The sequence below is a fragment of the Amycolatopsis sp. ATCC 39116 genome (genome assembly GCF_000231075.2).
GTDB classification, from domain to species: domain Bacteria; phylum Actinomycetota; class Actinomycetes; order Mycobacteriales; family Pseudonocardiaceae; genus Amycolatopsis_E; species Amycolatopsis_E tucumanensis.
In genome coordinates, this window is sequence record NZ_AFWY03000005.1 from 222358 (window position 1) to 248211 (window position 25854).

At 70.4% G+C, this 25854-nt stretch carries 25 protein-coding genes and 1 pseudogene; 13 read left to right on the forward strand and 13 right to left on the reverse strand.

Translation table 11 applies throughout. The annotated features are described in order from the left end of the window. Positions 1–267: 267 nt before the first annotated feature. Together AMY39116_RS0308675 and AMY39116_RS0308680 are read right to left on the reverse strand one after the other, a co-directional pair. Complete coding sequence (locus tag AMY39116_RS0308675; RefSeq protein ID WP_020417300.1) at positions 268–1152, reverse strand: hypothetical protein; 885 nt, start codon at positions 1150–1152, stop codon at positions 268–270. Continuing rightward, complete coding sequence (locus AMY39116_RS0308680) at positions 1149–1490, reverse strand: hypothetical protein (RefSeq protein ID WP_020417301.1); 342 nt, start codon at positions 1488–1490, stop codon at positions 1149–1151. The genes AMY39116_RS0308675 and AMY39116_RS0308680 overlap by 4 nt, the downstream gene beginning before the upstream one ends. Positions 1491–1597: 107 nt before the next feature. On the opposite strand from AMY39116_RS0308680, the gene AMY39116_RS42510 reads away from it, so the two are divergent. The 3 genes from AMY39116_RS42510 (at position 1598) to AMY39116_RS48075 (ending at position 2724) form a co-directional block, all read left to right on the forward strand. Continuing rightward, positions 1598–2218: a DNA-processing protein DprA gene (locus tag AMY39116_RS42510; RefSeq protein ID WP_162146033.1), complete on the forward strand. Its 621-nt coding sequence runs from the start codon at positions 1598–1600 to the stop codon at positions 2216–2218. Between the two features lie 85 nt (positions 2219–2303). Further along, positions 2304–2474 (forward strand): hypothetical protein, encoded by a 171-nt coding sequence (locus tag AMY39116_RS45290; protein WP_020417302.1) that lies wholly within the window; start codon positions 2304–2306, stop codon positions 2472–2474. Positions 2475–2574: 100 nt separating this feature from the next. Next, positions 2575–2724 carry a transposase gene (locus tag AMY39116_RS48075; RefSeq protein ID WP_354712326.1) on the forward strand — a complete coding sequence of 50 codons (150 nt, stop codon included), beginning with the start codon at positions 2575–2577 and terminating at the stop codon, positions 2722–2724. A 381-nt stretch (positions 2725–3105) separates the two neighbouring features. On the opposite strand, the gene AMY39116_RS0308690 is transcribed toward AMY39116_RS48075, so the two are convergent. Genes AMY39116_RS0308690 through AMY39116_RS0308700 form a run of 3 tightly spaced genes read right to left on the reverse strand, consistent with a single transcriptional unit; the run spans position 3106 to position 6090 of the window. Continuing rightward, positions 3106–3870: a crotonase/enoyl-CoA hydratase family protein gene (locus tag AMY39116_RS0308690; protein WP_027935767.1), complete on the reverse strand. Its 765-nt coding sequence runs from the start codon at positions 3868–3870 to the stop codon at positions 3106–3108. After that, positions 3867–5036: an acyl-CoA dehydrogenase family protein gene (locus AMY39116_RS0308695; RefSeq protein WP_020417304.1), complete on the reverse strand. Its 1170-nt coding sequence runs from the start codon at positions 5034–5036 to the stop codon at positions 3867–3869. The genes AMY39116_RS0308690 and AMY39116_RS0308695 overlap by 4 nt, the downstream gene beginning before the upstream one ends. A gap of 1 nt (position 5037) precedes the next feature. Further along, positions 5038–6090 (reverse strand): alcohol dehydrogenase catalytic domain-containing protein, encoded by a 1053-nt coding sequence (locus tag AMY39116_RS0308700; protein ID WP_193354341.1) that lies wholly within the window; start codon positions 6088–6090, stop codon positions 5038–5040. Positions 6091–6205: 115 nt separating this feature from the next. Between AMY39116_RS0308700 and AMY39116_RS0308705 the strand changes: the two genes are divergently transcribed. After that, positions 6206–8176, forward strand: a complete 1971-nt coding sequence (locus tag AMY39116_RS0308705) for a pyruvate dehydrogenase complex E1 component subunit beta (RefSeq protein ID WP_020417306.1) — start codon at positions 6206–6208, stop codon at positions 8174–8176. A 24-nt stretch (positions 8177–8200) separates the two neighbouring features. Here the strand turns inward: AMY39116_RS0308705 and AMY39116_RS0308710 are convergent, their stop codons facing one another. Next, positions 8201–8860, reverse strand: a complete 660-nt coding sequence (locus tag AMY39116_RS0308710; protein WP_020417307.1) for a TetR/AcrR family transcriptional regulator — start codon at positions 8858–8860, stop codon at positions 8201–8203. Positions 8861–9092: 232 nt separating this feature from the next. Between AMY39116_RS0308710 and AMY39116_RS0308715 the strand changes: the two genes are divergently transcribed. Genes AMY39116_RS0308715 through AMY39116_RS0308750 form a run of 8 tightly spaced genes read left to right on the forward strand, consistent with a single transcriptional unit; the run spans position 9093 to position 17494 of the window. Further along, the gene (locus tag AMY39116_RS0308715) at positions 9093–9320 is read left to right on the forward strand and encodes a hypothetical protein (RefSeq protein ID WP_020417308.1); all 228 of its coding nucleotides are present in this window, start codon (positions 9093–9095) and stop codon (positions 9318–9320) included. Between the two features lie 15 nt (positions 9321–9335). After that, positions 9336–11366 (forward strand): hydantoinase/oxoprolinase family protein, encoded by a 2031-nt coding sequence (locus AMY39116_RS0308720; protein ID WP_020417309.1) that lies wholly within the window; start codon positions 9336–9338, stop codon positions 11364–11366. A gap of 10 nt (positions 11367–11376) precedes the next feature. Beyond that, entirely contained in the window at positions 11377–13308 is a 1932-nt protein-coding gene (locus AMY39116_RS0308725) for a hydantoinase B/oxoprolinase family protein (RefSeq protein ID WP_020417310.1), read from the forward strand. A 12-nt stretch (positions 13309–13320) separates the two neighbouring features. Then, a complete protein-coding gene (locus AMY39116_RS0308730) occupies positions 13321–13722 on the forward strand; it encodes a carboxymuconolactone decarboxylase family protein (RefSeq protein ID WP_020417311.1) in 402 nt (133 codons plus the stop codon). Next, positions 13719–14462 carry an SDR family NAD(P)-dependent oxidoreductase gene (locus tag AMY39116_RS0308735; RefSeq protein ID WP_157358486.1) on the forward strand — a complete coding sequence of 248 codons (744 nt, stop codon included), beginning with the start codon at positions 13719–13721 and terminating at the stop codon, positions 14460–14462. The genes AMY39116_RS0308730 and AMY39116_RS0308735 overlap by 4 nt, the downstream gene beginning before the upstream one ends. A 13-nt stretch (positions 14463–14475) precedes the next feature. Then, positions 14476–15249 (forward strand): SDR family NAD(P)-dependent oxidoreductase, encoded by a 774-nt coding sequence (locus tag AMY39116_RS42515; protein ID WP_020417313.1) that lies wholly within the window; start codon positions 14476–14478, stop codon positions 15247–15249. After that, entirely contained in the window at positions 15249–16760 is a 1512-nt protein-coding gene (locus AMY39116_RS0308745) for a long-chain fatty acid--CoA ligase (RefSeq protein ID WP_020417314.1), read from the forward strand. Before AMY39116_RS42515 ends, AMY39116_RS0308745 begins: the two co-directional genes overlap by 1 nt. Before the next feature lie 2 nt (positions 16761–16762). Then, positions 16763–17494, forward strand: a complete 732-nt coding sequence (locus AMY39116_RS0308750; RefSeq protein ID WP_039791310.1) for an SDR family NAD(P)-dependent oxidoreductase — start codon at positions 16763–16765, stop codon at positions 17492–17494. Positions 17495–17536: 42 nt separating this feature from the next. Here AMY39116_RS0308750 and AMY39116_RS0308755 read toward each other — a convergent pair whose 3' ends face one another. Continuing rightward, a complete protein-coding gene (locus tag AMY39116_RS0308755; RefSeq protein ID WP_020417316.1) occupies positions 17537–18043 on the reverse strand; it encodes a MarR family transcriptional regulator in 507 nt (168 codons plus the stop codon). An 88-nt stretch (positions 18044–18131) separates the two neighbouring features. On the opposite strand from AMY39116_RS0308755, the pseudogene ctaD reads away from it, so the two are divergent. Then, a pseudogene (gene ctaD / locus AMY39116_RS42520) lies at positions 18132–19888 on the forward strand (cytochrome c oxidase subunit I). Positions 19889–19973: 85 nt separating this feature from the next. Here the strand turns inward: ctaD and AMY39116_RS0308765 are convergent. The 6 genes from AMY39116_RS0308765 to AMY39116_RS42540 are packed head-to-tail and all read right to left on the reverse strand — an operon-like array spanning position 19974 to position 25849. Further along, entirely contained in the window at positions 19974–20942 is a 969-nt protein-coding gene (locus AMY39116_RS0308765) for an NADPH:quinone oxidoreductase family protein (protein ID WP_020417317.1), read from the reverse strand. After that, positions 20939–21808, reverse strand: coding sequence for a 2-dehydropantoate 2-reductase (locus tag AMY39116_RS42525; protein ID WP_020417318.1), 870 nt, complete (start codon positions 21806–21808; stop codon positions 20939–20941). The genes AMY39116_RS0308765 and AMY39116_RS42525 overlap by 4 nt, the downstream gene beginning before the upstream one ends. Beyond that, entirely contained in the window at positions 21805–22905 is a 1101-nt protein-coding gene (locus tag AMY39116_RS44635) for a CaiB/BaiF CoA-transferase family protein (protein WP_020417319.1), read from the reverse strand. The genes AMY39116_RS42525 and AMY39116_RS44635 overlap by 4 nt, the downstream gene beginning before the upstream one ends. Beyond that, on the reverse strand, positions 22902–24428 hold the full coding sequence (locus AMY39116_RS42535; RefSeq protein ID WP_020417320.1) for a class I adenylate-forming enzyme family protein: 1527 nt from the start codon (positions 24426–24428) through the stop codon (positions 22902–22904). The genes AMY39116_RS44635 and AMY39116_RS42535 overlap by 4 nt, the downstream gene beginning before the upstream one ends. 12 nt (positions 24429–24440) lie before the next feature. After that, complete coding sequence (locus AMY39116_RS0308785) at positions 24441–25583, reverse strand: thiolase family protein (protein WP_020417321.1); 1143 nt, start codon at positions 25581–25583, stop codon at positions 24441–24443. Further along, positions 25580–25849, reverse strand: a complete 270-nt coding sequence (locus tag AMY39116_RS42540) for an OB-fold domain-containing protein (RefSeq protein WP_020417322.1) — start codon at positions 25847–25849, stop codon at positions 25580–25582. Before AMY39116_RS42540 ends, AMY39116_RS0308785 begins: the two co-directional genes overlap by 4 nt. Positions 25850–25854: the final 5 nt, after the last annotated feature.

Here is a 25854-nt window from a genome sequence, read left to right on the forward strand (position 1 = left end):
AAACTCCCCAGCTTCGACTCCGCCGCTTCTGCGGCCCCGACCGGGGCGGCGGCGCGCGCAGGTGATCCCGCACCCGGCCATCACCTCAACCAGCGCTCGCCGAACAGACTTCCGTGTTCGCCCAAGACCTCCCAGTTACCGGGTCGAACACCACCTGCCGTAACCCGCTCGGCGCCCACGGCACCACGCTACCCGGTTCCAGGAGATGCCGGCCTACGCCGCCTCCGGACACGGCGCCGTCCTCGTGGGCGTCCAGGTCGAACAGCTCTACCCACGCCCGAACGTGACCTGCCTGCCCATCGAAGGCGGTCCTCCTTCGACTACGCCCTGGTCTGGCGCACCGACGAGATCGGTGCGCTGCACGAAGTCAACTGGCAGCTGGACTCGGCCGTTCTCGCCGTCCTGGTCGGCGTGCAGGTCGTGCAGTCGTGCGGCGGTGTCGGGAAGCTGGTCGACGATCACCAGCTCTCCCCTGGCCCGCAGCTCGTCCGCGGCTTCCACGCAGGCTGCTCGGCGAGCGGCTTTCCTGCGCCACCGGGCAGCGGCGAAGGCGAAGTTGCCGGGCCACGAGCGCAGCGTGTCGAGCAGGTCGGCGTGCGCTTCGGGATCGGACTCGAACTCGGTGAGCGCGGCGTACTGTTCCAGCGTCAGCTGATCATCCTCGCGCAGGGCCTCGCGGGTGGCGGCGCTGCGCGCGACCGCGAGGCCGGCGGTGACACGGTCGGCGGAGGTGCTCAGTTTCTCGGCGATCTCCTCGGGTGCGAGGTCGAACAGGGCCATCCGCTCGAAGATGTGCACCTCTTCGGCCTGGGTGTAGCCGACGCGCTGCGTGTTCTCGTCCCACTGGTCGATCAGCCGCTGCGCCTCGTCCTCCTCCCCCGCCTCCACCACGATCACCGGGATGGTGGGATGCTGGTCGACGCACAGCCGATTGGCCAGCACGCGGCTGAACCCGTAGCGCAGGCGCAGGGTGCCGTTCTCGTCCGGGTTCGCGGTGACCGCGGTCTTCACCCCGTACTTGGCGATGCTGGCGCACAGGCCTGGGTTCTTCGCGCGGATGTCGTCGATCTCCCGCGAGTTGTCGTCGAGAACGAGCTCGAACGGATCGACGTAGTACAGGCCCGGTGTTTCCCAGGTCTTGGCGGTGTTCACTGGGGACTCCTTTCACTCGGTTCTTGGTTGCCGTGGGGGAAGTACTCGGTGCTGCAGCACCACCCGACCCACGCATCGCCGTGACGGACCGCCGCTTCGACCGGACCGACACGACTGCAGATCAGGCACTCGACAGCGCCGGCGTCGGGGAACGCTCGACGTTCGGGTGTGACGAGAGGGTGATGGGCTTTGTCTTCGGCCATCGCGGGTGTGGTCACCTCGTCGACGACCGCGTCGTACAGCGGCGTCGGTTCCAGCAGCTCGTCGAGAGCGCTGAACGTAGTGGAATGGCCGACGGTGACGTTGACGTTGCCAGGCTCGAACAGCCAGTGGGACATGATGATTTCGGTGCTCCTCTCACGGTGCAGCGGACGCCGAGGCCGAGGGGGTGCGACAGCGGCCAACGGCCACCCACCGCCCGCTAGATGCAGCGACAGTGGTCTGCTTGTGGCGCGGACAGCAGGCCGCCGACAGCGGCTCTAAGCTGTCTGCCGAAGAGGTCGGCACGCGCGGGAGCGCTCTGGCGCTGTGGCACGAGCACAACCCGGCCACCCTGTTCTCCCCCTCCGAAGCGACCACGAACTCGCTTGCGGAGGCCGAGCAGGACGTCGCCGCGTGGCGAGAGTCGAAGGTGGGGTTCCTGACCTTCCTAGACCAGGAGTACGCCGCTCAGCTACGGGAGATCCACGAGATCCCACCGGTGCTCTTCCACCAGGGCAGCCTCGTACCCGGCGAGATCGGCATGTCCGTGGTCGGCTCGCGCCAGGCCTCCGCCCGAGGCCTGGACATCGCTGGTGCGACGGCTCAAGGACTGGTCGACCGCGACATCACGGTGATCTCCGGCCGGGCGGAAGGCATCGACACCGCGGCGCACACCCGGGCGCTCGACGCTCGCGGCCGGACAGTCGCGAATCATCGGCACGGGCATCCTCAAGTCCTATCCGCCGGAGGACCGGGACCTGCAGTCCTGCGTCGCCGACACGGGCCTCGTGCTGTCGCAGTTCTGGCCGAATACCCACCTAGCAAGCACGGCTTCCCGATGCACAACACCGTGATGTCCGGGTAGGGGCGCGCAACCATTGTTGTGGAGGCCGGAGAGCGCAGCGGTGCGCGGATCAAGGGCCCGGCAAACCGTCGCGCACCGCCGGCCGGTGATCCTGACCGACCTCATCGTGCAGGCGAACCGCTGGCCCGCCGACCTCATCGGCCAGCCCGGCGTCCACGTTGCGCACGGCACTGCCGAGGTGATGGCCATCGTCGAGGACATCCTCACCGCCTCCGACGAAGTCGACGAGCTGCTCGCCTTCGCCCTGCAACGATGAGGTCAGAGGGCCAATTCGGCCGCGTACCGCGTCCCGGGGTCGCGCCGCGGCCGAACCGAATGTCGCCGACGCGCAGAGCCCGCGGCTTGCCGTCTGGAGGCTGCCGAAGGCTTATCCTCCCGAGTTCCGCGCTCGCGCCGTCGCCCCGGTTCGAGCGGGCAAGCCAGTGCGAGAAGCCGCGCAGGAGCTCGGGATCAGGGAGTCGTGCTCGCACAGCTGGGCCAAACAGGATCGTATCGACCGTGGGTGAACGTGCCGGTCTGAGCAGCACCGAGCGCGCGGAGCTGGCAGCGGTGAAGCGGACCCAAAGGGCGAAAACAGTAGTCGCCCGCCTTGCAGACCGGGCATTGCCGGCGAAATTGGCCTGCGGGTTGCTGGAAGCCAGCCAGTCGGGGCTCTATCACTGGCGGTCCCGGCCGACCTCCCCAGCGGCATTACGCCGGGAGTCGTCGCCCGAGGTCATCACAGAGATCCACACCCGCCCCCGGGGCGGGCACCTACAGCGCACCCGGGGTACGGGGCGGACGGCGAACCGCTGCCCCTGCTGACGACCTGGGCGGGCGCGCGACGGCGCGGGCGCTCGACGAGCGCTCGAAGGAGCCGCCGCGGCGGAACAGCCAACGCGAAGCCGTCACCTACCCCGCCACACCGGATCCCGCTTCTCGGCGAAGGCGCGGGCGCCCTCCTGCGCGTCCTCGGATTCGAAGACGGGCCGCACGAGTGCCTGCTGTTCGCGGAAGGACTCGTCCGCGCCCCAGTCCCAGCACCGGCTGACCACATCCTTGGAGACCCGGACCGCCAGCGGGGCGTTCGCGTTGATCCGCCGGGCCAGCGCCAGCGCCTCGTCGCGCGCTCGGCCCGGCTCCACCAGCCGGTTGACCAGCCCGTGGCGGTACGCCACCTCCGCATCGAACGGGTCTCCGGTCAGGGCGTGCTCCATGGCCAACTGGTAGGGCATCCGCCGGGGCAGGCGCAGCAGACCGCCGGCGGCGGCGACGAGACCACGCTTGACCTCGGGGATTCCGAAGCGAGCGCCCTCGGCCGCGACGATCAGGTCGCACGCCAGCGCGAGCTCGCACCCACCGGCCAGGGCGTACCCCTCGACGGCCGCGATCATCGGCTTGGACAGCCTGCGCTCGGTCAGGCCGGCCAGGCCCAGCCTGGGAATCGACACACCCTCACCGCGCAGGAAAGCCTTGAGGTCCATGCCGGCGCAGAACGTGCCGCCGGCGCCCGTGAGGATCCCGGCCAGCAGGTCCGCGCGCTCCTCCAGCTGATCCAGGGCAGCACTGACCGCCCGGGCGACAGCGGAGTCGATCGCGTTGCGCGCCTCCGGCCGGTTGATGGTGATGACCAGAACGTCGTCATGCTGGTCGACCAGCACGCAGTCTGTCACCGCGCCACACCCTTGCCCGACGGGACGAGGGTCCGCGCGATGACGTTGCGCTGCACCTCGCTGGTGCCTTCGCCGATCTCGAGGATCTTCGCGTCGGCGTAGAACCGGGAGATCGCCGATTCCCGGATGAACCCGTACCCGCCGTGGATCTGGACGCTCGCGCTGGCGACCCGGTTGGCGACCTCGGAGGCGTACAGCTTGGCCATGGCGGCGGCCTTGGCGTACGGACGTCCCTGGTCGCCCAGCCAGGCGGCGCGGTAGACCAGCCAGCGCGCGGCCTCCACCTCGGTGGCCATGTCGGCCAGTTTGTGCCCCACGGCCTGGAACTTGTTCAACGGGCGCCCGAACTGCTCGCGGTCCCCGGCATGGCGGATCGCGAGGTCCAGGGCGGCCTGCGCGAGCGACAGGGACAGCGCGGCGACGCTCACCCGCCCCGCGTCCAGCACCTCCAGGAACTGTCGCAGCCCGTTGCCCTCCTCCCCCAGCAGGTGGTCCTCCGGGACCCAGCAGTCGGTGAACACGAGCTCGCGGGTGTCCAGGGCGTGCCACCCCAGCTTGCTCAGCGGCCGCCCCTTCGCGTAGCCGGGAGTGCCGTCCGGCACGAAGAAGGTTCCGTACCTGTTCTTGCCGCTGGCATCCGTACCGGTGACCGCCAGCACCGTCACGCCGAGGCTCATCTCGGTGCCGGCGTTGCTGATGAACATCTTCGTGCCGTTGAGCACCCAGCCGTCTTCGGTCCGCCGCGCCCTGGTGCGGATGCCCGCCGCGTCCGAGCCCGCCGTGGGTTCGGTCAGGCCGAAGGCGCCGAGCTTCTCCCCGGTCGCGAGGGGGACCAGCCACCGCTTCTTCTGGTCATCAGTGCCGAACCGCGCCAGCGGCAGGGTCGCGATGGTGGAGTGGGCGTTCCACGCCGCCGCCACCGACTGATCGGCCTCGCCCAGGGCTTCCATCGCGGCCACATAGGACACCAACCCGGCATCGGCGCCGCCATAGGTCTCCTCGACGAGCATGCCCATCAGGCCGAGTTCGCCGAGACTTCGGAACACCTCCGCCGGGAAGTAGCACCGCTCGGACCAGTCCGCCGCGTACGGCGCGATCTCCCTGGCAGCGAAGTCCCGGCACATCCGTTGCAGGGCAACGGTTTCCGCGGGCAGGTCGAAGTCCATCTCAGCGCTCCTCCGGGGTCAGCAGGATCTTCAGGTGGGAACCCGAGCTGAGTTCGCCGAACGCGTCGAGCCCCTGAGCGAGCGGGTAGACACCCGTCAGCAGCGGAGTGGGGTCGAGCCGCGCGGTGGCGATCAGGTCCAGCACGCGGGGGATGTCGAAGTTGTACCCCAGCGATCCGAGCACGGTTCGCTCGAACGGCACGATCTGGGTGAGGGGGATCGACGCGGCGCCACCGCTGATGCCGGCGAGCACGGCCCGGCCGCCTCGCCGCACCGTCTTGACGGCGAGTTCGACCAGCTCGGGCCGCCCGGTGGCCTCGACGACGACGTCCGGCCCGACCCGCCCGGTTCGCAGGAACACCTCACGTCGCACGTCGCTGACGGCCGGGTCGTACACCTCGGTCGCGCCGAGCTCGGCGGCGCGCTTCGCCCGGCCGGGCACCGGCTCGCTGACGTAGATCCCCGCGGCGCCGGCGAGCTTGAGCGCCATGAGCGCCGCGATGCCGATCGGGCCGGCACCGAGGAGCAGCGCGGTGTCGCCGGGCCGAACTCCGGCCCGGCGGACCGCGTGCAGCCCCACCGCGAGGGGCTCGGCGAGCGCAGCCAGCTCGTCCGTCACCCCGTCGGGAACCGGCACCAGACCAACCGCGGGCACGGTGACGAACGGAGCGAACGCCCCCGGCGAGGCGACGCCGACCGAACCGCCCTTGGCGCAGATGTGGTACTCGCCGTGGCGGCACCAGCGACAGACCCCGCACCGCAGGCACGGATCGACCGCCACCCGCGTGCCGACCTCGATCCCCGGCACCGGCGAGCCCAGTGCGGCGACCCGGCCGCTGAACTCGTGCCCCAGCGTCATCGGGGGCGTGGCGCCGGTGAGCGGGTGGGGTGTGGTCCGGATGAGATTCGGACCCGCGGTGTACTCATGCAGGTCCGTTCCGCAGATGCCGGCGTAGGACACCGCCACCACCGCGTCGCCAGGCGCCGGGGCCGGTGGTTCCGGTACCTCGTCGAGCCGCAGATCACCTCTGCCGTGCCATCGCAACGCTCGCATCCGACCCACCTTCGCGTCAGAGTTGTTTTTTCGAACAATCGGTACAAGAATCGTGGTTCCCCGCCAGATGTCAAGGGGGCGGGCCGAAACCCCAGCAAGACAAGGGCAGAACAGGATGACTTCCACTCAGGCGAGCGACACCGCCCGCGAGGTCGGCGCGAAGACCGAGATGTACCGGCGGATGCGGCTCATCCGCCAGTTCGAAGACCGGGCGTCCCGGCTGTACCGCACCAACCAGATACCCGGTTTCCTGCACCTGTCGATCGGCCAGGAGGCCACGGCGGTCGGCGCGTGCTGGCCGCTCGACGACCGGGACGTCATCACCTCCACCCACCGAGGTCACGGCCACTGCATCGCCAAAGGCCTGGACGTGACCGGCATGTTCGCCGAGCTGATGGGCCGCAGCACCGGAACCTGCCAGGGGCGAGGTGGTTCGATGCACATCGCCGATCCCCGCAAGGGGATCTTCGGCGCCAACGGGATCGTCGCGGCGGGCCTGCCCATCGCCACCGGAGCCGCCACCGCGGCGCAACTGCGCGACCAGGGCGGCGTGGTGCTCGCGTTCTTCGGCGACGGCGCGGTCGCCCAGGGCATGTTCCACGAGGCGGTCAACCTCGCCGCGGTGTGGCGGCTGCCCATCATCTTCTGCTGCGAGAACAACCACTACGCCGAGTTCTCCGCCGCGAAGGACCAGCACCGTGCGACATTGGCCGACCGCGCCCGCGGGTACGGCACTGGCTACGCCCACGTCGACGGCAACGACGTCGTCGCGGTCGCCGAAACGACGACCGCACTGGTCCACGACCTCCGCCGTGGCGCCGGCCCCGTGCTGCTGGAAGCGGAGACCTACCGCTGGCACGGGCACTACGAGGGCGACCCGGAGCGCTACCGCGAGCCCGCCGAGCTCGAAGAGTGGAAGACGCGCGACCCGCTCGCACTGCTCGCCGCGCGGCTGGAGGCCGACCGCGTCGCGGAGATCGACCGCGAGGTGGACGAGATCATCGACAGGGCGGTCGAGCGGGCTCAGGCCGCCGACGAGCCCGCACCGGAGACGCTGCACCACTTCGTCGGCGTCCCCCGCGAGCCGGTGCCGGAACCGCCCGAACCCGACGGCGAGGTTTTCCGCACCATGGATGCCGTGCACGAGGCGCTCGAGCACGAACTGGCCGCCGACAAGGACGTGTTCCTCGCCGGCATCGACGTCGCCGCGGGCGGCAACGTCTTCGGGCTCATGCGAGGGCTGGCGGACAAGTACCCCGGACGCGTCCGCGACACGCCGATCTCGGAGAGCGCGATCGTCGGCGCGGCCGTGGGGTCGGCGATGGCGGGCCTGCGTCCCGTCGTGGAACTGATGTACCTGGACTTCCTCGGGGTGTGCCTGGACCAGCTGATGAACCAGGCGGCCAAGCTGCGGTTCATGACCGGCGGCGCGGTCAGCCTGCCGCTGGTGGTCCGCACCCAGTTCGGCGCGGGCAAGTCCTCCGGGAGCCAGCATTCGCAGAGCCTGGAGGCGCTGCTCGCGCACATCCCCGGGCTCACCGTGGTCATGCCGTCCACGCCGGCCGACACCTACGGCCTGCTCCGCGCGGCGATCCGGGACCCCAACCCGGTCGTGTTCATCGAGAACCGCCTGCTGTACGGGCGCAAGGGGCCGCGCCCGCGGCCAGGACACCTGGTGCCACTCGGCAAGGCCGCCATTCGCCGCGAGGGCACGGACGTCACCCTGGTGTCGTACTCGAAGCTGGTGCACGACTGCGTCGCGGTGGCCGGGGACCTGGCGCGGGAGGGCATCAGCGTCGAGGTCGTCGACCTGCGCACCATCGCGCCGCTGGACACCGGCACCGTGCTGCAGTCGCTGGCCAAGACGAACCGGCTCGTCGTCGCCCACCAGGCAGTCGAATCCTTCGGCGTCGGCGCCGAACTCGCCGCCGTCGCGGCCGAGCACGGGTTCTGGACGCTGGACGCGCCGGTTCTGCGCGTCGGCGCCGCCCACACCCCCGCGCCGTACGCGCCGTCACTGGAACGCGCGTGGCTCCCCGATCGGGACAGGATCGCCGCGGCCGTGCGGAAGTCCGTCCGTGGCTAGCGTGCGCGTGTCCGGGAGCCGGGGTCAGGCGCCCTCGCGCTCCCGGAACGAGCGCACCCGCTCCTCGAGGTCGTCGGCGTCGTAGGAGGGGCTCCGGAAGCCGGAGATCAACGTGGCGCAGTACTCGCGGGACAGGAACTCGGCGTCCCACCCCCCGCCGGGTTTGGCCCACTGGTAGGTGTGGTTGTGCATGTTGAGGAACTGCAGCATCGCCAGCCGCGCGTCCATCTCACGGAACGCTCCGGACTCCATGGCCTCCACCAGGAGGTCCTGCACGATCTTCTCGAACTCGTGGCGCTGGCGCAGAAGGCGCGTAAGGTTCGCACCGCGCAGGTGCCGGTAGTCGTGCTCGTAGACCCAGATGTGGTCCAGCCGAGCCAGGATGAGCTCCAGCAGCGTCTGCGACAGCAGGCGCAGCCGCAGCACCGGGTCCTCGTCCAGTGCCGCGATCCGCCGCGCGGCGGTCAGCAACGGGTTGAGAACGCGGTTCTGGATTTCGACCAGCAGGTTCTCCTTGGACCCGATGTAGTAGTACAACGCGCCCTTGGCCAGGCCGGCGACCTGACCGATCTCGGCGATGCCCGTCGCCGCGTAACCCTGCTTCGCGAACAGCTGCGCCGCCTGGTCGATGATCTCCTGCCGCTTGATCTCGTAGCCCGGCCCGTGTCCCGGTGGTCTTGGCATAAGCCCACAGCTTATTCCGCGTTCCCGGCGACGCGTGCGCCCGCCTGGGAGACCGCCCGCGCGCTTCCCCGGTCTCACCCGGTCCGGGCTTGTCAGGTCCCGGCCCGAGCCTTAGAGTGCTTCCCGTCACCGTTTCGTAGACCGACTGGTACACGAAACCCGCCACCGGCACAACACACTGGAGTGATGGCCCGTGAGTGATGAAAAATCTCCTGCTCAGCAAGGCCTTGCCGTGCCACGGGAGGAAGTCTCCGAAGAGGACCTACGCGCCCTGGGCGTCGACCTGGCCCGCGACTTCCCCGGCAGCACCGCCGCCGACTTCCGCCGGTACCCGGTCCTGTCCGAGGGCGGCTGGTTCATCGCCGTGAAGCACCAGAAGACGCTCGAGTCGGTCGCCCGCGAGCCGGGCCCGCTGCTCGGCCCGATCACCCTGGCCTCCGATGGCCTGGACGTGAACTGAGAGAGGAAGGTCATCATGATCGGAGTCGATGTCGGCGGCACCTTCACGGATGTCGTGGCGATTGAGGACGGGAAGATCAAGACCGTCAAGGTGTCCACGGATGTGCGGACCACCGAGCGGGGCGTGCTCAAGGGAGCCGAGGAGATCGGCGTCGAAGCCGCCGAGGTCTTCAACCACGCCAGTACCCACGGCCTCAACGCGGTGATCACCCGGCGCCTGCCCAAGATCGCCTTCCTCACCACCGACGGCCACCGCGACATCCTCGACATCGGACGGACGTGGCGCCCGGTCGAGGGCCTGATGAACCCCACCTGGCGACGCTCCTACGGCGACGCGAACCGTCCCCTGGTGCCCCGCTACCTCCGTCGCGGGATCCGCGAGCGCCTCACCGCCGACGGCGCCGTGCTGATCCCGCTCGACGAGGACCAGGCCCGCGCGCAGCTGTCGGTGCTGCGCCGCTGCGGCGTCGAAGGTGTGGCGATCTGCCTGCTCAACGCCTACGTCAACGACCACCACGAGGAACGCCTGCGGCAACTGGTGCACGAGGAGCTGGGCGACATCCCGGTCTCGATCTCCAGCGAGGTCTCACCGCTGGCCAAGGAGTTCGCCCGGGCCTCCACGACCGTGGTCGACGTGTTCATGCGCCTGATCTACGGCGACTACACCCGTCGCCTCGACGCGGGTCTGCGCGAGCTGAAGTTCACCGGCGACCTGAACTTCGCCGACTGCGCCGCTCAGTTGGTGCGCTCGGACGTCGCGATGGAGCACCCGTTCCGCATCGTGTTCGCCGGCCCCGCGGCGGGCACCGTCTCGAGTGCGCACTTCGGCAGCGTGATCGGCGCGCACAACCTGCTCTGCGCGGACGTGGGCGGAACTTCGTGCGACATCAGCATCGTCACCGACGGCAAGCCGTTCGTGAACACCACGTTCGAACTCGAACACGACCTCATCGTCAACGCGTTGTCGAACGAGATCTCCAGCATCGGAGCCGGTGGCGGCAGTCTGGTCACCATCAACGCGGCAGGCGAGCTGAAGGTCGGGCCGGGCAGCGCCGGCGCGGATCCGGGTCCCGCCTGCTACGGGATCGGCGGCACCCAGCCCGCCACGACCGACACCTGCCTGCTGATGGGGATCATCGACCCGGACGGCTTCGCCGGCGGCCGGATGAAGCTGGACCCGGAGCTGTCCCGGCAGGCGTTCGAGGCGCTCGACACGAAGCTTTCGTTCGAGCAGCGCGTGTCCTACGCGTTCAACATCGGGATCAACAACATCGCCGAGGGCGTCACCAACATCGCGATCCAGCACGGTGTCGACCCACGGGACTACAGCCTCGTCGCCTACGGTGCCGCGGGCCCGATGCTGCTGCCCGCCGTGCTCGATCTGGTGCACGCCGCCGAGGTGATCGTGCCGCCGCACCCGGGCCTGTTCTCCGCGCTGGGTCTGGTCAGCACCGACCTCGTCTACGCCGACAGCCGCAGCGCCTACACCCTGCTCACCGCCGAAGCCGCCGAGTCGATCGACAAGGTGTACCGCTCCATGGAGCAGCGCCTGTCGGAGCGACTCAAGGAGAAGGACCGCGGCAACGTCACGTTCGTCCGCAGCTTCGACGGACGCCTGGCGGGCCAGACGTGGGAGACGCCGTTCATCACGGTGCCCGACGGCGAGATCACCGCCGAAGGCGTCGAGCAGATGGTGGCCAACTTCCACGCGGCCTACGCCGAGCGCTCGGGCAACAAGTTCGAGGCGCTGCCGGTGCAGGGCGTGACCTACCGGGTCCAGGCCGTCGTGCACGCCGACAAGGTCGAGTACCCGGTGCTGCCCGAGCGGGCCGCGGGCGAACGCCCGGAACCGACCCGCACGCTGACCATCCGCTACCTCACCGACGAGGATCTGCCCGCCCACGAGTACCAGCGCGCCGACCTGCGCGCGGGCGACGCGATCGACGGTCCGGCGGTCATCCGCGAGCCGCTGTCCACGACGTTCCTGGTGCCCGGGCAGACCGGTCACGTCGGTACGCACGGCGAACTGCGCATCCGCAAGGCGTGAAGGGAAGACCATGACTGTTTCACTCAAGGACCTCGACGACGCGCAGTTCACCGAGCGGTACGGCGCCGACCGGTTCACCGCCACGGTCCTGTCCAGCCGGATGCGCTACATCGTGCAGCACATGTGCACGGGGCTGCTCAACAACGCGTTCTCGCTGATCCTGCGCGACTGGTACGACTTCGCCGCGACCATCTCCGGGCCGCCGGAGCAGAACTACCCGATGTCGTCGGTGAGCAACAGCCTCGCCATGTTCCTCGGCACCATGTCCGAGGCGGTGCGCAACACCATCGAGGAGTACGGTCCGGAGAACCTCCGCCCCGGTGACGTGGTGATCTGCAACGACCCGTACCGCGCCGGCAACCACGTGAACGACATCTGCTTCATCCGGCCGGTCTTCGCCGGCGACCGCATCATCTCGTTCGTGACCCTGCGGGCCCACCAGCTGGACATGGGCGGCGTGGTCCCGGCCGGGTTCAGCGGTACCAAGCGGAACGTGTACGAAAACGGCCTGGTGATCGCGCCGACCCTGCTCTACCGCGACGACAAGCCGGTCAAGTCGGCGTTCAACCTGATCTTCGACAACGCCCGGTACTGCGCCCTGCTGCTGCCCGACATCAAGACCATCTACGCGAACCTCCTGCTGGGCGAGCAGCTCATCCTGGAAAGCGTCGACCGGTACGGGACCGAGGCCTACCTGGGCGCGATCCGGTACAGCACCGACGTCTCCGCCGAGGCGATGCGCACCGCCCTGGCCGCACTGCCCGATGGCGTCTACGAGGCCGAAGAGGGCATCGACTGCGACGGCATCGACGACACCATCGACTACCGGATCAAGGTCAGGATCACCAAGACCGGTCCGCGCATGGAACTGGACTTCAGCGGCACCTCACCCCAGGCGCGCACCAGCATCAACGCCGGCATCCTGGACACCAAGACCGCCGTCGGCGTGGCGCTGAAGTTCCTCATCGACCCGGCCACGCCGTTCACCTCCGGCGCCTACCGCGACATCGACATCGTGCTGCCCGCGGGCACTTTCATCAGCGCCACCCCACCCGACGGCGCGGTCTTCCTCTACTGGGAGAGCACCGGCCCCGTCCTGCTGGCGGTGTTCCGCGCGCTGGAGAAAGCGCTGGGCCGCAAAGCGGTCGGCGGCGACTACGGCTCGCTCAACATCCACAACGCCAACGGCGTCCTCGAGGACGGCACACCGTGGGTCACCACCGCCCAGTGCGGCGGCGAGCACGGCCCGTGGGGCGCCACCGAAGCCGGCGACGCGGACAGCTACTCCGTGGTGTACCAGGCCAACAACCTCGACCCGGCGACCGAGGCGATCGAATCCGAGCTCCCGGCGGTCGTGCTGCGCAAGGAGTACACACCGGACAGCGGCGGCGCGGGAACCAACCGCGGCGGCGCGGCCGTCCTCAAGGACACGTTGTACCTGACAGCGGCCGAGCACTGGTCCAGCCCGCTGCACACCAAGAGCCCCAGCGGACTGGGGGTCTACGGCGGCCGGAACGGCGGGCTCGGCGCGACGTGGATCTTCCACCCCGAGGACGGGGATGTCGTGCGCCGCAAGGAGCTGATCGGGACCGCCGACGAGGTCTACGCCGGGGCGACCCCGGTCGCCGGCATGCTCGACCCCGCCACGAAATGCGTCGACCCGGACGGCGAGTACTTCTACTTCGCCAGCACGCCGGTCTGGCACACCAAACCCCACGCCGTGTTCCGCTACCTCACCAACGGCGGCGGGGGCTGGGGCGACCCGCTGCGACGCGACCCGGAGCGGGTCAAGAAGGACGTGCGCGACGAGTACGTGACCGTCGAGGGCGCCTACCGCGACTACGGGGTCGTCATCACCGGCGACCCGGTCAACGATCCGGAAGGGCTGCAGGTGGACGAAGCGGCCACCCGTCGGCGCCGCGCCGAGATGGCCGCCCGGTAAGGAGGAACCCGAATGACAGCCACCGAACTCACCGATCGGCAGCGCGAACTGCGCGAGCAGTTCCTCTCCGAACGCGGCTACTGGAACAAGTTCTGGGAAGGGCTGCTAACCCTCGATCCGGAGTTCTTCGAAGCCTACCTGAACTTCTCGGCCGTCCCCTGGCGCAAGGGGGTTCTCGAACCCAAGGTGCGGGAGCTGATCTACACCGCCATCGACGCCTCCACGACGCACCTGTACGAGCCGGGTCTGCGCCAGCACATCCGCAACGCACTCGGCTACGGGGCGACCAAGGAAGAGATCATGGAGGTCCTGGAGCTGACCAGCGTGCTCGGCATCCACACCTGCACCCTCGGCGTGCCGGTGCTGATGGAAGAACTCGAAGCCCACGAGCGGAAGAACGGCCAGGGTTCGTGAACGGAGTTCTCGCCGCGGGCGGTCCAGCCGGCATGCACGGACAGCAGGCCGTCGTGACCGGGGCCGCCCGCGGCATCGGCGCCCGGATCGCCAGGGAACTGGCGTGGGCCGGGGCTTCCGTGACCGTCCTGGACGTCAACGACCCCGCGGAGACCGTCGCCACGATCGCGGCGGACGGCGGTACCGCTTCCGGGCACGCCGTGGACGTCAGCGACCTCGCCGCCGTCCGGAGGGTCCTCGCGGGGTTGCCCCGGCTCGACGTCCTGGTCACCTCGGCCGCGGTGTACGGCGACACAGTGGCCCTCGACGACGTGGACGAGTCGGAAGTGGACCTCGTCCTCGGGGTCAACGTCAAGGGCACCCTGTGGACGATCAAGGCCGCGTTGCCGCTCCTGCGGCAACGCGGTGGCCGGGTGGTCTGCATCGGCTCCGTCGCGGGCAAGGTCGGCGGCGTGCTCGCCGGACCGCACTACGTGGCGAGCAAGGGAGCGGTGCACGCGGTGGTGAAGTGGCTGGCCAAGACCGAAGCGGCGCACGGGATCACCGCCAACGCGGTCGCTCCCGGCGTGGTCGACACCGAGATGGTCGCCGGGCGCGGGTACCGGCCCGACTACTGCCCGCTGGGCCGGCTCGCCCAGCCCGAGGAGATCGCGCGGGTGGCGGCGTTCCTCGCCTCCCCCGCGGCCAGCTACCTGACCGGCGCCGTCGTCGACGTCAACGGCGGATACGCGATGAGTTGAGCAAGGAGACACAATGGACTGCGCTGTCATCACGGGCGCCGCGTCCGGCATCGGACGAGCCTGTGCGCTACACCTGGCCACCACGGGGGCGACGGTAGCCCTCCTGGACCTCGACGGGGCGGCGGGGACCTGTCGCGAGATCGAGGAACGCGGTGGCAAGGCCGCGGAGTTCGCGGTCGACGTCACCGACGACGAGGCCGTGCGCGACGTCATAGGCCGGCTGCCCGCGGCCCCGCGGGTGCTCGTCAACGCCGCGGGCATCATCGTGCGCAAGAAGCTGCTGGAATGTTCCGTCGAGGAGTGGCGCCGGGTGGTCGACGTCAACCTCACCGGGTATTTCATCCTCCTCCGCAACGTGGTCCCGGCCATGTCCGCCGCGGGTGGCGGGTCCATCGTGCAGATCGCCTCGATCGCCGGGCACACCGGATACGGGTTCTCCTCCTACACCGCGGCCAAGGGCGGGGTACTGGCGCTGACCAAACAGCTCGCGGCGGAACTGGCCGAACACCGGATCCGCATCAACTCCGTCAGCCCCGGTGTGGTGGAAAGCGGCCTGAACCGGGACACCCTGGGAAACCAGGCGATCAGGACGGCCACTGTGGACAACATTCCACTCGGCCGGCTTGGCGAACCGGACGACATCGCCCGCGTCGTCGCCTTCCTCGCCGGCCCCGCAGCCGATTTCGTCACCGGCGCCGATCTCGTCGCCGACGGCGGCATGATCAGCACCATCCACTGGGGCAAGGCGGGCGCGGAACTGCACAGCTTCCACTCGGAGGATCGCTGATGTACAACTTCGCCGCCGTGCTCGAGCACAACGTGGGGCGGTACCCGGACAAGATCGTGCTCACCCAGGACGAGCGGCGGGTGACCAACCGTGAGTTGTCCGCCCGGGTGCACGCCCTCGCCGCCGGGTTGCGCGAACTGGGCATCGGACGCGGCGACATCGTGTCCCTGCTGCTGTACAACCACCTCGAGTTCGTCGAAACGGTGCTCGCGCTGAACCACATCGGCGCCGCCTTCCTGCCGCTGAACTACCGCCTCTCCCCCGCCGAGTGGGAGTTCATCCTCGGCGACTCGGAGGCGGCCGCGATCCTGACCGAACCCGAGTTCGCCGGCGCGGTACCCGAATCCGCGGTCCGGCACCGGTTTCTCCTCGGTGGAACACGGGACGGGTGGGTGTCCTACGACGAGCTCGTCGCCCGCCACCTCGGGGAGACGGTGCCGGTCGAGCCGGTCGGCCCGGACGCGCTCCAGCGCCTGATGTACACCTCCGGCACGACCTCCCGCCCCAAGGGCGTGTGCATCACCCACACCAACCTGCTGTACAAGAATCTGGGGCAGATCGTGGAGTTCGGGCTCACCAGCGCCGACACCACACTCGTGTGCGGCCCGCTCTACCACGTCGGTGGACTCGACCTGCCCGCGCTGGCCACCCTGCACGCCGGCGGCTCTCTGCTGCTGACCAGGAAGTTCGACGCCCGCGAGGTCGTCGACATCATCGAACGCGACCGTCCGACCAACGTCTGGCTCGCCCCGTCGATGATGAACGCCCTGCTGCACCTGCCGGGCATCACCGAACGCGACACCTCCTCGATCCGGTTCGTCATCGGCGGTGGCGAGAAGATGCCGGTCCCCCTCGTCGAACGCATCCGCGCCGTGTTCCCGTCGGCCTGGTTCGCCGACGCCTACGGGCTCACCGAAACGGTTTCGGGCGACACGTTCAACGACGCCGAACACATGCTGTCGAAGGTCGGGTCGGTGGGCCGGCCCGTCGTGCACCTGCGGGTGCGCATCGTGGACGAGTCGGGACGGGAAGTTCCGCGCGGGCAGCTCGGTGAGATCACGCTCTCCGGGCCCAAGGTGTTCGCCGGGTACTGGCGCGACCCCGATGCGACGGCGAAAGCCCTGCGCGACGGGTGGTTCCACACCGGGGACATCGGCCGGCTCGACGAGGACGGCTACCTCTACGTGGAGGACCGGAAGAAGGACATGATCGTCTCGGGCGGGGAGAACATCGCGACGCCTGAGGTCGAACGCGTCCTGTACGAACATCCGGACGTGGTCGAGGCCGCAGTGGTGGGCATGCCGCACGAGCGTTGGGGCGAGGTTCCCAAGGCGTTCGTCGTGTTGCGCCCCGGAGCCACGGTCGACGCCGCCGGCCTGGTGGCGTTCTGCCGCGACCGGCTCGCCAAGTTCAAGGTCCCCGCCGAAGTCCGGTTCCTCGACCAGTTGCCGCGCACGCCGTCGGGCAAGGTGCTCAAGCGCGACCTGCGGACCCTGCCGGTGATCGCGTGACGATGTTCGACCTCACCGGGAAGACAGCTTGGGTGACGGGGGCGGGCAAGGGTCTCGGCCGCACGATGGCCCTGGCCCTGGCCGCCGCGGGCGCGCGGCTCGCCGTGACCTCCAGGACTGAGCAGGACCTGCGCACGCTGGCGGACGAGACCGGCCCGGACACGATGGTGCTGCCGGGATCCGTCGACGACCCCGGCTTCGCCGACGAGTGCGTGGACCGCATCGGACGGGTGGACGTCCTGGTCAACTGCGCCGGGATCAGCCCGGTGTTCACCCGCAGTGAGTCGCTGGGCGACGAGGACTGGCACCGCGTGCTGCGGGTCAACCTCGACGGGACGTACCTCTGTTGCCGTGCCGCGGGGCGCCGCATGCTGGCACAGGGAGCGGGCAGCATCGTGAACGTGTCCTCGGTGCACGCCACAACCGGGTTCCCGCGGATAGCCGCCTACGCCGCGAGCAAGGGCGGCGTCGAAGCCCTCAGCCGCGTACTCGCCGTCGAGTGGGCCGACCGCGGCGTGCGGGTGAACACGCTCGCGCCCGGCTATTTCGCGACTGACCTGTCCGAGGGGCTGGTGAACAGCCACTGGGGTGAGGTCATCGTCAACGCCGTGCCGCAGGGCCGCATCGGCGACGCGAGCGAACTGGCCGGCGCGGCGGTTTTCCTGGCCAGCGACGCGTCGTCGTACGTGACCGGCAGCACCCTCCGCGTCGACGGTGGGTGGACCGCCCACTGAGGTCCGGTCCAGGTTCCTGAGCTGAGATCCCGGCCAACACCTTCAGCGGTCTTCGAAGCGCCGGAGCAGGAGCGTGAGCAAAGCGGCCAGGTCGCCCTTCTGCTTCTCGGTCAGAGGGGCGAGCAGGTCGTCCTCGAAGGCGAAGTGTTCGGCGATGTCCTGGTCCAGGTCCGCTACGGCCGCTGCGGTCAGCGTCACCAGGACGCTGCGCTGGTCGTCCGCCGAGGCTTCCCGGGTGATCCAGCCGTCACGCTCCAGCCGGTGCAGGCGGCCGGTCAGCCCGGAGGACGAGATCAGCATCTCCGCGCGCAGCTGGGACGGTGTCATCGCGTACGGCGGACCGATGCGCCGCAGCGCCCGCAGCACCTCGAAGTCGCCCACGTTGGCCACCATCCGTCCGCGCCGGCGGCGCAGCCGGGCGTTCTCCGCGCCCTCCACGTGCTGCGCGATCCGCAGGATCCGGGCCAGCACCTCCGACGCCGACACGTCCAGTTCGGGCATCTGCTCGGCCCACAGCGCCACCGAGCGGCCGACGACATCACCATCCATGTCGTGAAGTAGTACCTCGTGTGTCTCCGGACACTCGCATGACCCCTTGAGCAGATAGTTCGCTCGCGAGCGAGATAACCTGGCCTTCGTGACTGCCCCTACCTCGGCGCCCACCCGGCCGGTCGCGCGCCGCTCTCCCAAGGGCTCGGTGCTGCTGCGGTTGTTGCGCACGACGGACCACAAGCAGATCGGCATCATGTACCTGGTCACGTCGTTCGCCTTCTTCATGGTGGGCGGCGCGATGGCGATGCTGATCCGCACCGAGCTGGCGCACCCGGGACAGCAGTTCCTGTCGCAGGAGCAGTACAACCAGCTGTTCACCATGCACGGCACGATCATGCTGCTGCTGTACGCGACCCCGATCGTGTTCGGTTTCGCCAACTTCGTGCTGCCGCTTCAGATCGGCGCCCCGGACGTGGCGTTCCCCCGCCTCAACGCGCTGTCCTACTGGCTGTTTCTGTTCGGCGGCGTCATCACCGTTTCCGGCTTCCTCACCCCGGGCGGCGCCGCCGATTTCGGCTGGTTCGCCTACACACCCCTGTCGAGCGCGATCTATTCGCCCGGCGCGGGCGGCGACCTGTGGATCGCCGGGCTGACGGTGTCCGGTCTGGGCACCATCCTCGGCGCGGTCAACATGATTACCACGATCGTCTGCCTGCGCGCGCCGGGCGTGACCATGTTCCGGATGCCGATCTTCACCTGGAACACGTGCTGGTGACGAGCGTGATGACCCTGATCGCGTTCCCGATCCTGACCGCCGCACTGCTCGACCTGGCGGCCGACCGTCACCTCGGGGCGCACGTGTTCGACCCGGCCAACGGTGGTGTGATCCTCTGGCAGCACATGTTCTGGTTCTTCGGCCACCCCGAGGTCTACATCGTGATGCTGCCGTTCGTCGGGATCGTGTCGGAGATCGTGCCCGTGTTCAGTCGCAAACCGCTGTTCGGCTACAAGGGCCTGGTCTTCGCGACGCTGGGCATCGCGGCGCTGTCGGTCGCGGTGTGGGCGCACCACATGTACGCCACCGGCGCCGTGCTGCTGCCGTTCTTCTCCTTCATGACCTTCCTGATCGCGGTCCCGACCGGTGTCAAGTTCTTCAACTGGATCGGCACCATGTGGAAGGGCCAGCTGAGCTTCGAGACGCCGATGATCTTCTCGGTCGGCTTCCTCGTGACCTTCCTGTTCGGTGGTCTGACCGGCATCCTGCTGGCCGCCCCGGCCATCGACTTCCACGTGTCGGACAGCTACTTCGTGGTGGCGCACTTCCACTACGTGCTCTACGGCACGATCGTGTTCGCGACCTTCGCCGGGATCTACTTCTGGTTCCCGAAGATCACCGGGCGGATGCTGGACGAGAAGCTGGGCAAGCTGCACTTCTGGACCACGTTCCTCGGCTTCCACGCCACCTTCCTGGTACAGCACTGGCTGGGCGCCGAGGGCATGCCGCGCCGCTACGCCGACTACCTGGCCAGCGACGGCTTCACCACGCTGAACACGATCTCGACCATCGGCGCCTACATCCTGGGCGCGTCGACCCTGCCGTTCATCTACAACGTGTTCACCAGCTACCGCTACGGCGAGCTCGTCACGGTGGACGACCCGTGGGGCTACGGCAACTCGCTGGCGTGGGCCACCTCCTGCCCGCCGCCGCGGCACAACTTCACCGAGCTGCCCCGGATCCGTTCCGAGCGCCCGGCGTTCGAGCTGCACTACCCGCACATGGTCGAACGGCTGCACAACGAGGGCGAGATCACCTTGACCGGACGGGCGAAGGCCCCGTCGCAGGCCCTCACCGACGCGCTCATCCCGGGCGACCACGACAAGGACAACGCCTCCGAACAGTGACGGGCACGCCCAGAGCCTGAACCAATTCCCCTGTCCACGAGCAGCAACCGCCGCCTTAGAGCACCTCGCCGGGGTCCACGTCGTCTCAACTCTGGTGGAACGCGAGCACGATCTTGCCGGTCGCGGCCCGGTCTTCGAGGCGGCGCAGTGCGGCACCGGCCTCGGTGAACGGCAGCACCTCCGGCTCCGGGAAGACCAGTCGCCCACGCTCCAGCAGCGCCACCAGCTCCGTCCACTGTGTACCAGAGTAGTCGGGTTCGCGGACGGCGATCTCGCCCCAGCCGGCGCCCAGGACGGCGGTGTTGCGCAGCAGCAGGCGGTTCACCTTCGCCTCCGGGATGGCGCCCCCGGTGAAGCCGAGCACGACGAGGCGGCCTTCCGGTGCGAGGAGGCGCAGGCTTTCGGTGAACCGGTCGCCGCCGACCGGGTCCAGGACGACGTCCACGCCCCGTCCGGCCGTGTGGAAACGCACCTGGCCGGCCCAATCCGCACCGCACACCACCTCGGTCGCACCGGCCGTCCGGGCGAACGCGATCTTCGAGCCGGAGCTCACCACGGCGATCGCGCGCAGGTCCAGTGCGCGGCACAGGCCCAGCGCCGCGCTGCCCACCCCGCCCGCGGCGCCGTGCACCAGCACCGTCTCACCCGGCCGCGCCCGGGCCCGCCGGACGAGCGCGCAGTGAGCCGTGAAGTGGTTGAGCGGCAACCCGGCCGCGGTGGCCAGCGGAATCCCGTCGGGCAGCGGGAACACCATCGCCGGGTCCGCCGCGACCACCAACTGCCAGGTGCCCTCCGCGATCACCGCCACCCGCTGGCCGGGGTAGAACCCGCTCAACTCCGGCGCCGACCGGACGATGCCCGCCGCCTCGGCTCCGGGCACGAACGGCGGCGCCGACCGGACCTGGTAGCGGCCGCGGGTCCGCAGCAGGTCGGGGAACGCGACGCCCGCGTACCGCACGTCGACGACGACGCGGTCCCGCCCGTCCGGTTCCGCGATCTCCCCGGTCCGCAGTCCGTCCGGCCCGGTGAGCGTGGTCGCGAGGACGGCCCTCATCCGGGTTCGCCGGCGCCGAGCAGGGCGTAGACCGCCTGGTTGGCCGGGGTGGGGACACCGTGCTTGCGACCGAGCCGGGTCACGGCGCCGTTGAACAGCTCGTACTCGGTGGGCCGCCCGGCCAGGCGGTCGTAGAGCATCGAGGTGCCGTCCGCAGGCCCCAGCTGGTCGTAGAAGCTCACGGTGGCGGCCACGTCCGCCGGGCCGAGGTCCGCGCCCACCGCTTGCCCCACCGCGACCGCCTCGGTCAGCAGGGCGGTGACCAGTTCCCGGATCTCCGGCTCGGCGAGCACGTCCATGCGCCGAGCGGTCAGCGCCGTCACCGCGTTGGCGGCCACGTTGGTCAGCAGCTTGCGCCATGACGCGGTCCGGAAATCCGGCTCGGCGGTGACGTCGAGGCCAGGGGCGAGCCGGGCCAGCCGGACAGCGGCCTCCCCCTCCGGCACCACGAGCCGTGCGCCGCGGTGGTGGCGGACCCGCCCCGGCGCGATCCGTTCGGCCGCGATGTAGACCAGGGCGGGCAGCACCCGCGCGGGCCCGGTCAGGCCCGCGACCCGGTCGGCATGGCCGATCCCGTTCTGGCACACCACCACCGTCGTTCCCGCGGCGCACGAACCTGTCAGCCACGCGGCCGCCGCCGGTGTGTCGTGGGCCTTCGTGCACAGCAGCACCCAGTCCACAGGCGACAGTGCACCCGGTTCGGTCAGCACCCGCACGTCGAGCTTCGTCGACGTCCCGCCGCGTTCCAGGATCAGCGGCCCCGGCGTGGAACGGGCGCAGACGACCACGTCGTGCCCGGCGTCGGCGAACACCGACGCCAGCACGGTGCCGATGCCACCCGCCCCGACGACGGCCACGGACGTCATAGGACGACCACTCCCTCCGCCGCGAGCCGGGCGAGCTCGGCCGGGCCGAGTCCCAGCTCGGCGAACACCGCCGCGGTGTCCCGGCCGATCCTCGGCACGCCCCGCGCCGCGCCCGCGCGCCGCCCGTCGATCCGGAACGGCGCGGCGAGGTGATGCCCGTCGATGATGTGCCCGGCGAATTCCGCGGTGCGCACGACTTCCACGGGCTCGAGCACCGGTTCCGCCGGAACGCCCGCCGTGGCGAGGACCTTGCGGACATCCTCGGCGTGCCATTCCCGCATCCGGCCGGCGAGCGTCCCGTCGATCTCGTCGCGGCGCGCGACGCGTTCCTCGAACGGCAAGCCCGCCAGATCCGGCAGGTCGAGGGCTTCGCACAGCGCACGCCAGTGGTGCGCTTCGTAGGAGACCGCGAGGCACACCCGCGACCCGTCGCCGAGCCGGTAGACCCCGTACCCCGCGGGCGCGACCGGGGTGGCGTCCGCGGGCAACCCGGCGAGCTCGCGGGTCAGCGCGAAGGTGTTCAGGGCCAGTGCGCCGTCGAACATCGCGGTCTCGACCGTGCGCGCCCGCCCGTCCCGGTTGTGCCCCGCGATCGCGGCGAGGGCGGCGATCGCGGTGAGGAACCCGGACACCATGTCGACCACCGGCACCGCCCCCGGCGGCCCGTCGAGCAGTCCGGCGATGGCCTGGAAGACCAGGTCGTGGCCGGGCCGGGACGCGCCGGGACCGGTCAGCCCGAACGAGGACACGCTCACCACGGAGGCGTCCGGGAAACGGGCGCGCAACTGGTCCGGGTGAACGCCGAGCTTGCGTGCGGTCGCGGGCCGCTGGCCCACCAGGATCACGTCCGCGCGCTCGGCCAGGCGTGCGAAGAGCCCGAGCCCGCGTGGATCGGCCACGTCGAGCGACACCGCACGCTGGTTGCGCGACAGCGCGGCGAACACCGCGGGGAACCGCCGGGCCGGGTCCCCAGGCGGCGGGCGCTCGACGGTGATCACCTCGGCGCCCAGATCGGCCAGCAGCAGCGCCGCGAGCGGGCCGGGCACGGTTTCGCTGAGGTTGACCACCCGCACCCCGTCGAGCGGGCCGGCGGTCACGCCGGCACCTCGCGGAAGCGGGCCCGCAGGCCGCGCCGGTCGAGCTTGCCCGTCGCGTTGTAGGGCAGGTCGTCCAGCACGACCAGCCGCCGCGGAACCTTGAACCGGGCCAGCCGTGCACGGCAGAACTCCTGCACCTCCTCCAGCGCCGGGGCGGGACCGTCCACCGCGAGCGCGGCGCAGATGGTTTCGCCCCACCGCGGATCCGGCAACCCGAACACCGCGGCGTCCCGCACGCCGGGCATTGCGGCGAGCACGCGCTCCACTTCGGACGGCATCACGTTGAACCCGCCGGTGATGATCACGTCGCTGAGGCGGTCGACCAGGTGGAGGTGGCCGTAGGGGTCCAGGTAGCCGACGTCGCCGGTGTGCAGCCAGCCGTCCGGTTCCAGCGCCTTGGCCGTGGCCTCGGGGTTCTCGAAGTACTCGGTCATCACCGTGTCACCCCGCAACTGCACCTCGCCGGGTTCACCGGCGGGGCACGGTTTCCCGGTGGGGTCGGCGATGCGCAAGTCCAGGAACGGCACCGCCCGCCCCGCGGAACCGGCGAGTTCCGGTCTGGATCCGGCCGCGGCGCGGTGGTCGGCGGGGGTGAGCACCGTGACCGGCAGCAGGCTCTCGCTTTGCGCGTAGACCTGGTACAGCGCGTGCGGAAACGCCTCGACCGCGGTCGCGAGGTCGGCCCGCCCGATGGGCGACCCGCCGTACACGATCGCCGACAGCGCCGACACGTCGTGCCCGCCCGCCAGCGCCGCCCGGGCCAGCGGCCCCACGACGGTGGGCACCGCGGAGACCACCGACACCCGGTCCCGCACGATCCGCCGCAGCACCTCGTCGACCACGAAGGCGGGCAGCACCTCCTGGTCCGCGCCGTGGCAGGCGAAGGCAGGCACGAGGTGCCCGGCGGCGTGGCTCAGCGGAATGGCCTGCAGCACCCGGTCGCCGGGCTGGACCGGGAAGGCGACCAGCACGTTGCGGACCATCGACGCCATCGCCCGTTGGGTGGCGACCACCGCCTTCGGCTCCCCGGTGGTGCCGGAGGTGAACAGCAGGGCCGCCGGGGCGTCCGGCGGCGGCAGCGGGGCGGGCCCCGGGTCCGCGCGGTCGGTGAGCGCGGCGAAGTCCCGCTCCAGGTCGAGCACCGGCAGATCGCCCCGCACGGACGGCTCGGCGTCGAGGCGGGCGGCCCACTCCGCGTCGGCGCACAGCAGCGCGGGCTTCGCGGTGGCCAGGATCGACGGGAGTTCGTGGGGGTTCAGCCGGCGGTTGACGCCGACCCGGACGAACCCGCCGAGGAAGCAGGCCTGGTCGAGGACCGCGTACGCGAGGGAGTTCGCGGCGATCGTGACCACCCGGTCACCGGGCCGCAGTCCGCGCTCGGCGAGCCCGGCGATCGCGCGGCGCACGAGCGAGCCCAGCTCGCCGTAGGTCAGGGCGGTGGTTCCCTCGCGCAGGGCGGTCAGCTCGGCATATCGGTCGTGAGCGCGGCCGAGCAGACCGGCGAGGGTCGGCGTGACAGTCATCGCGGGCCCCGTTCACACACCGGCGATCACGACGCCGCTGGCGATCGCGTCGAGCGTCGCCACCCCGCCGCCGACCGTGTGGGACAGGCCGATCCGGGCGCCGCCGACCTGCCGCTCCCCCGCGCCGCCGCGCAGCTGGGTGGTCAGCTCGACGACCTGGCCGACCCCGGTCGCGCCGACCGGATGTCCCTTGGCGAGCAGCCCGCCGCTGGCGTTGACCGGCACGCGGCCGCCGGGGCTGAACTCACCGGCCACCACCGCGGCCAGCGCCTTGCCCTGGCTCGCCAGCCCGAGCGCCTCCACCGAGGTGATCTCGCCGATGGTGAAGGCGTCGTGCACCTCGGCGAAGTCGATGTCGGCCGCGGTGATCCCGGCCGCCGCGTACGCCTGCCCCGCGGCCAGCGCCGACGGACGCGAGGTGCCGAACTCCGTCTTCGGGCCCGTCGCGGTCCCCGAGGCGAGCCCGGATCCGAGCAGCCACACCGGATCGTGCCGGGACTCCACCACGTGCTCGGCGGCCAGCACCAGCGCCGCCGCGCCGTCGGCGTTGGCGCAGCACTGCAGGAGGGTCAGCGGATCGGCGACGGGACGGGAGCCGAGCACGTCCTCCCGTGTGACGGGTTGCCGGAACATCGCGTGCGGGTTGCGCGCCCCCGCGGCGCGGTTCTTCACGCTCACCTCGGCGAAGTCGTCGAGAGCGGCGCCGGTGTCGTGGGCGTAGCGCTGGGCGTTGAGCGCGTAGATGGCGGGCATGGTCAGGCCCAGCAGGGTGGGCCGGTCGGTCCGGTCCAGAGTGATCCCGCCCTGGAACTTCCCGGTCATCTTCTCCGCGCCGATCACGAGGACCACGTCGTGCCGGCCGGACTCGATCGCCAGGCGGGCCAGGTGCACGGCGGTCGTCCCGCTCGCGCAGGCGTTCTCGACGTTGACCACGGGCACGCCGGACACGCCCACACCGGCCAGGATGCGCTGCCCGGCGCCACCACCGCCGAGGACGTTCGACGAGAAGACCGCGCAGATCCGGCCGGGTTCGCACCCGGCTTCGGCGAGCGCGGCCTCGGCCGCCGTGATGCCCAGTTCTTCGAGGCCGGTGTCCTCGTGTTTGCCGAAGGGCACCAGACCGGTGCCGATCACGGCGACGCGCCTGTTCGTCATGGCTTCTCCTCCGGCTCGAAGACGTAGTGGTCGGGTTCCGGCGCGGGCACCAGCCGGACGGTCGAGCCGATCGGCGCGGCGCCGCGCACCCGCGCGAACAGCCGCGCACCGGGCGCGAAGTCGGCGTAGGCCAGCGTGTACGGCACCTCGGTGCCGGGTGGCGCGACGCGGACCACGGTGCTGGTCACGACCGTCCCGGTGGACGACAGCGTGGTGTCGGAGAGCCAGGTGTTGCCGCAGAACGGGCAGCGGCCGGGGCTCTCCACCGACG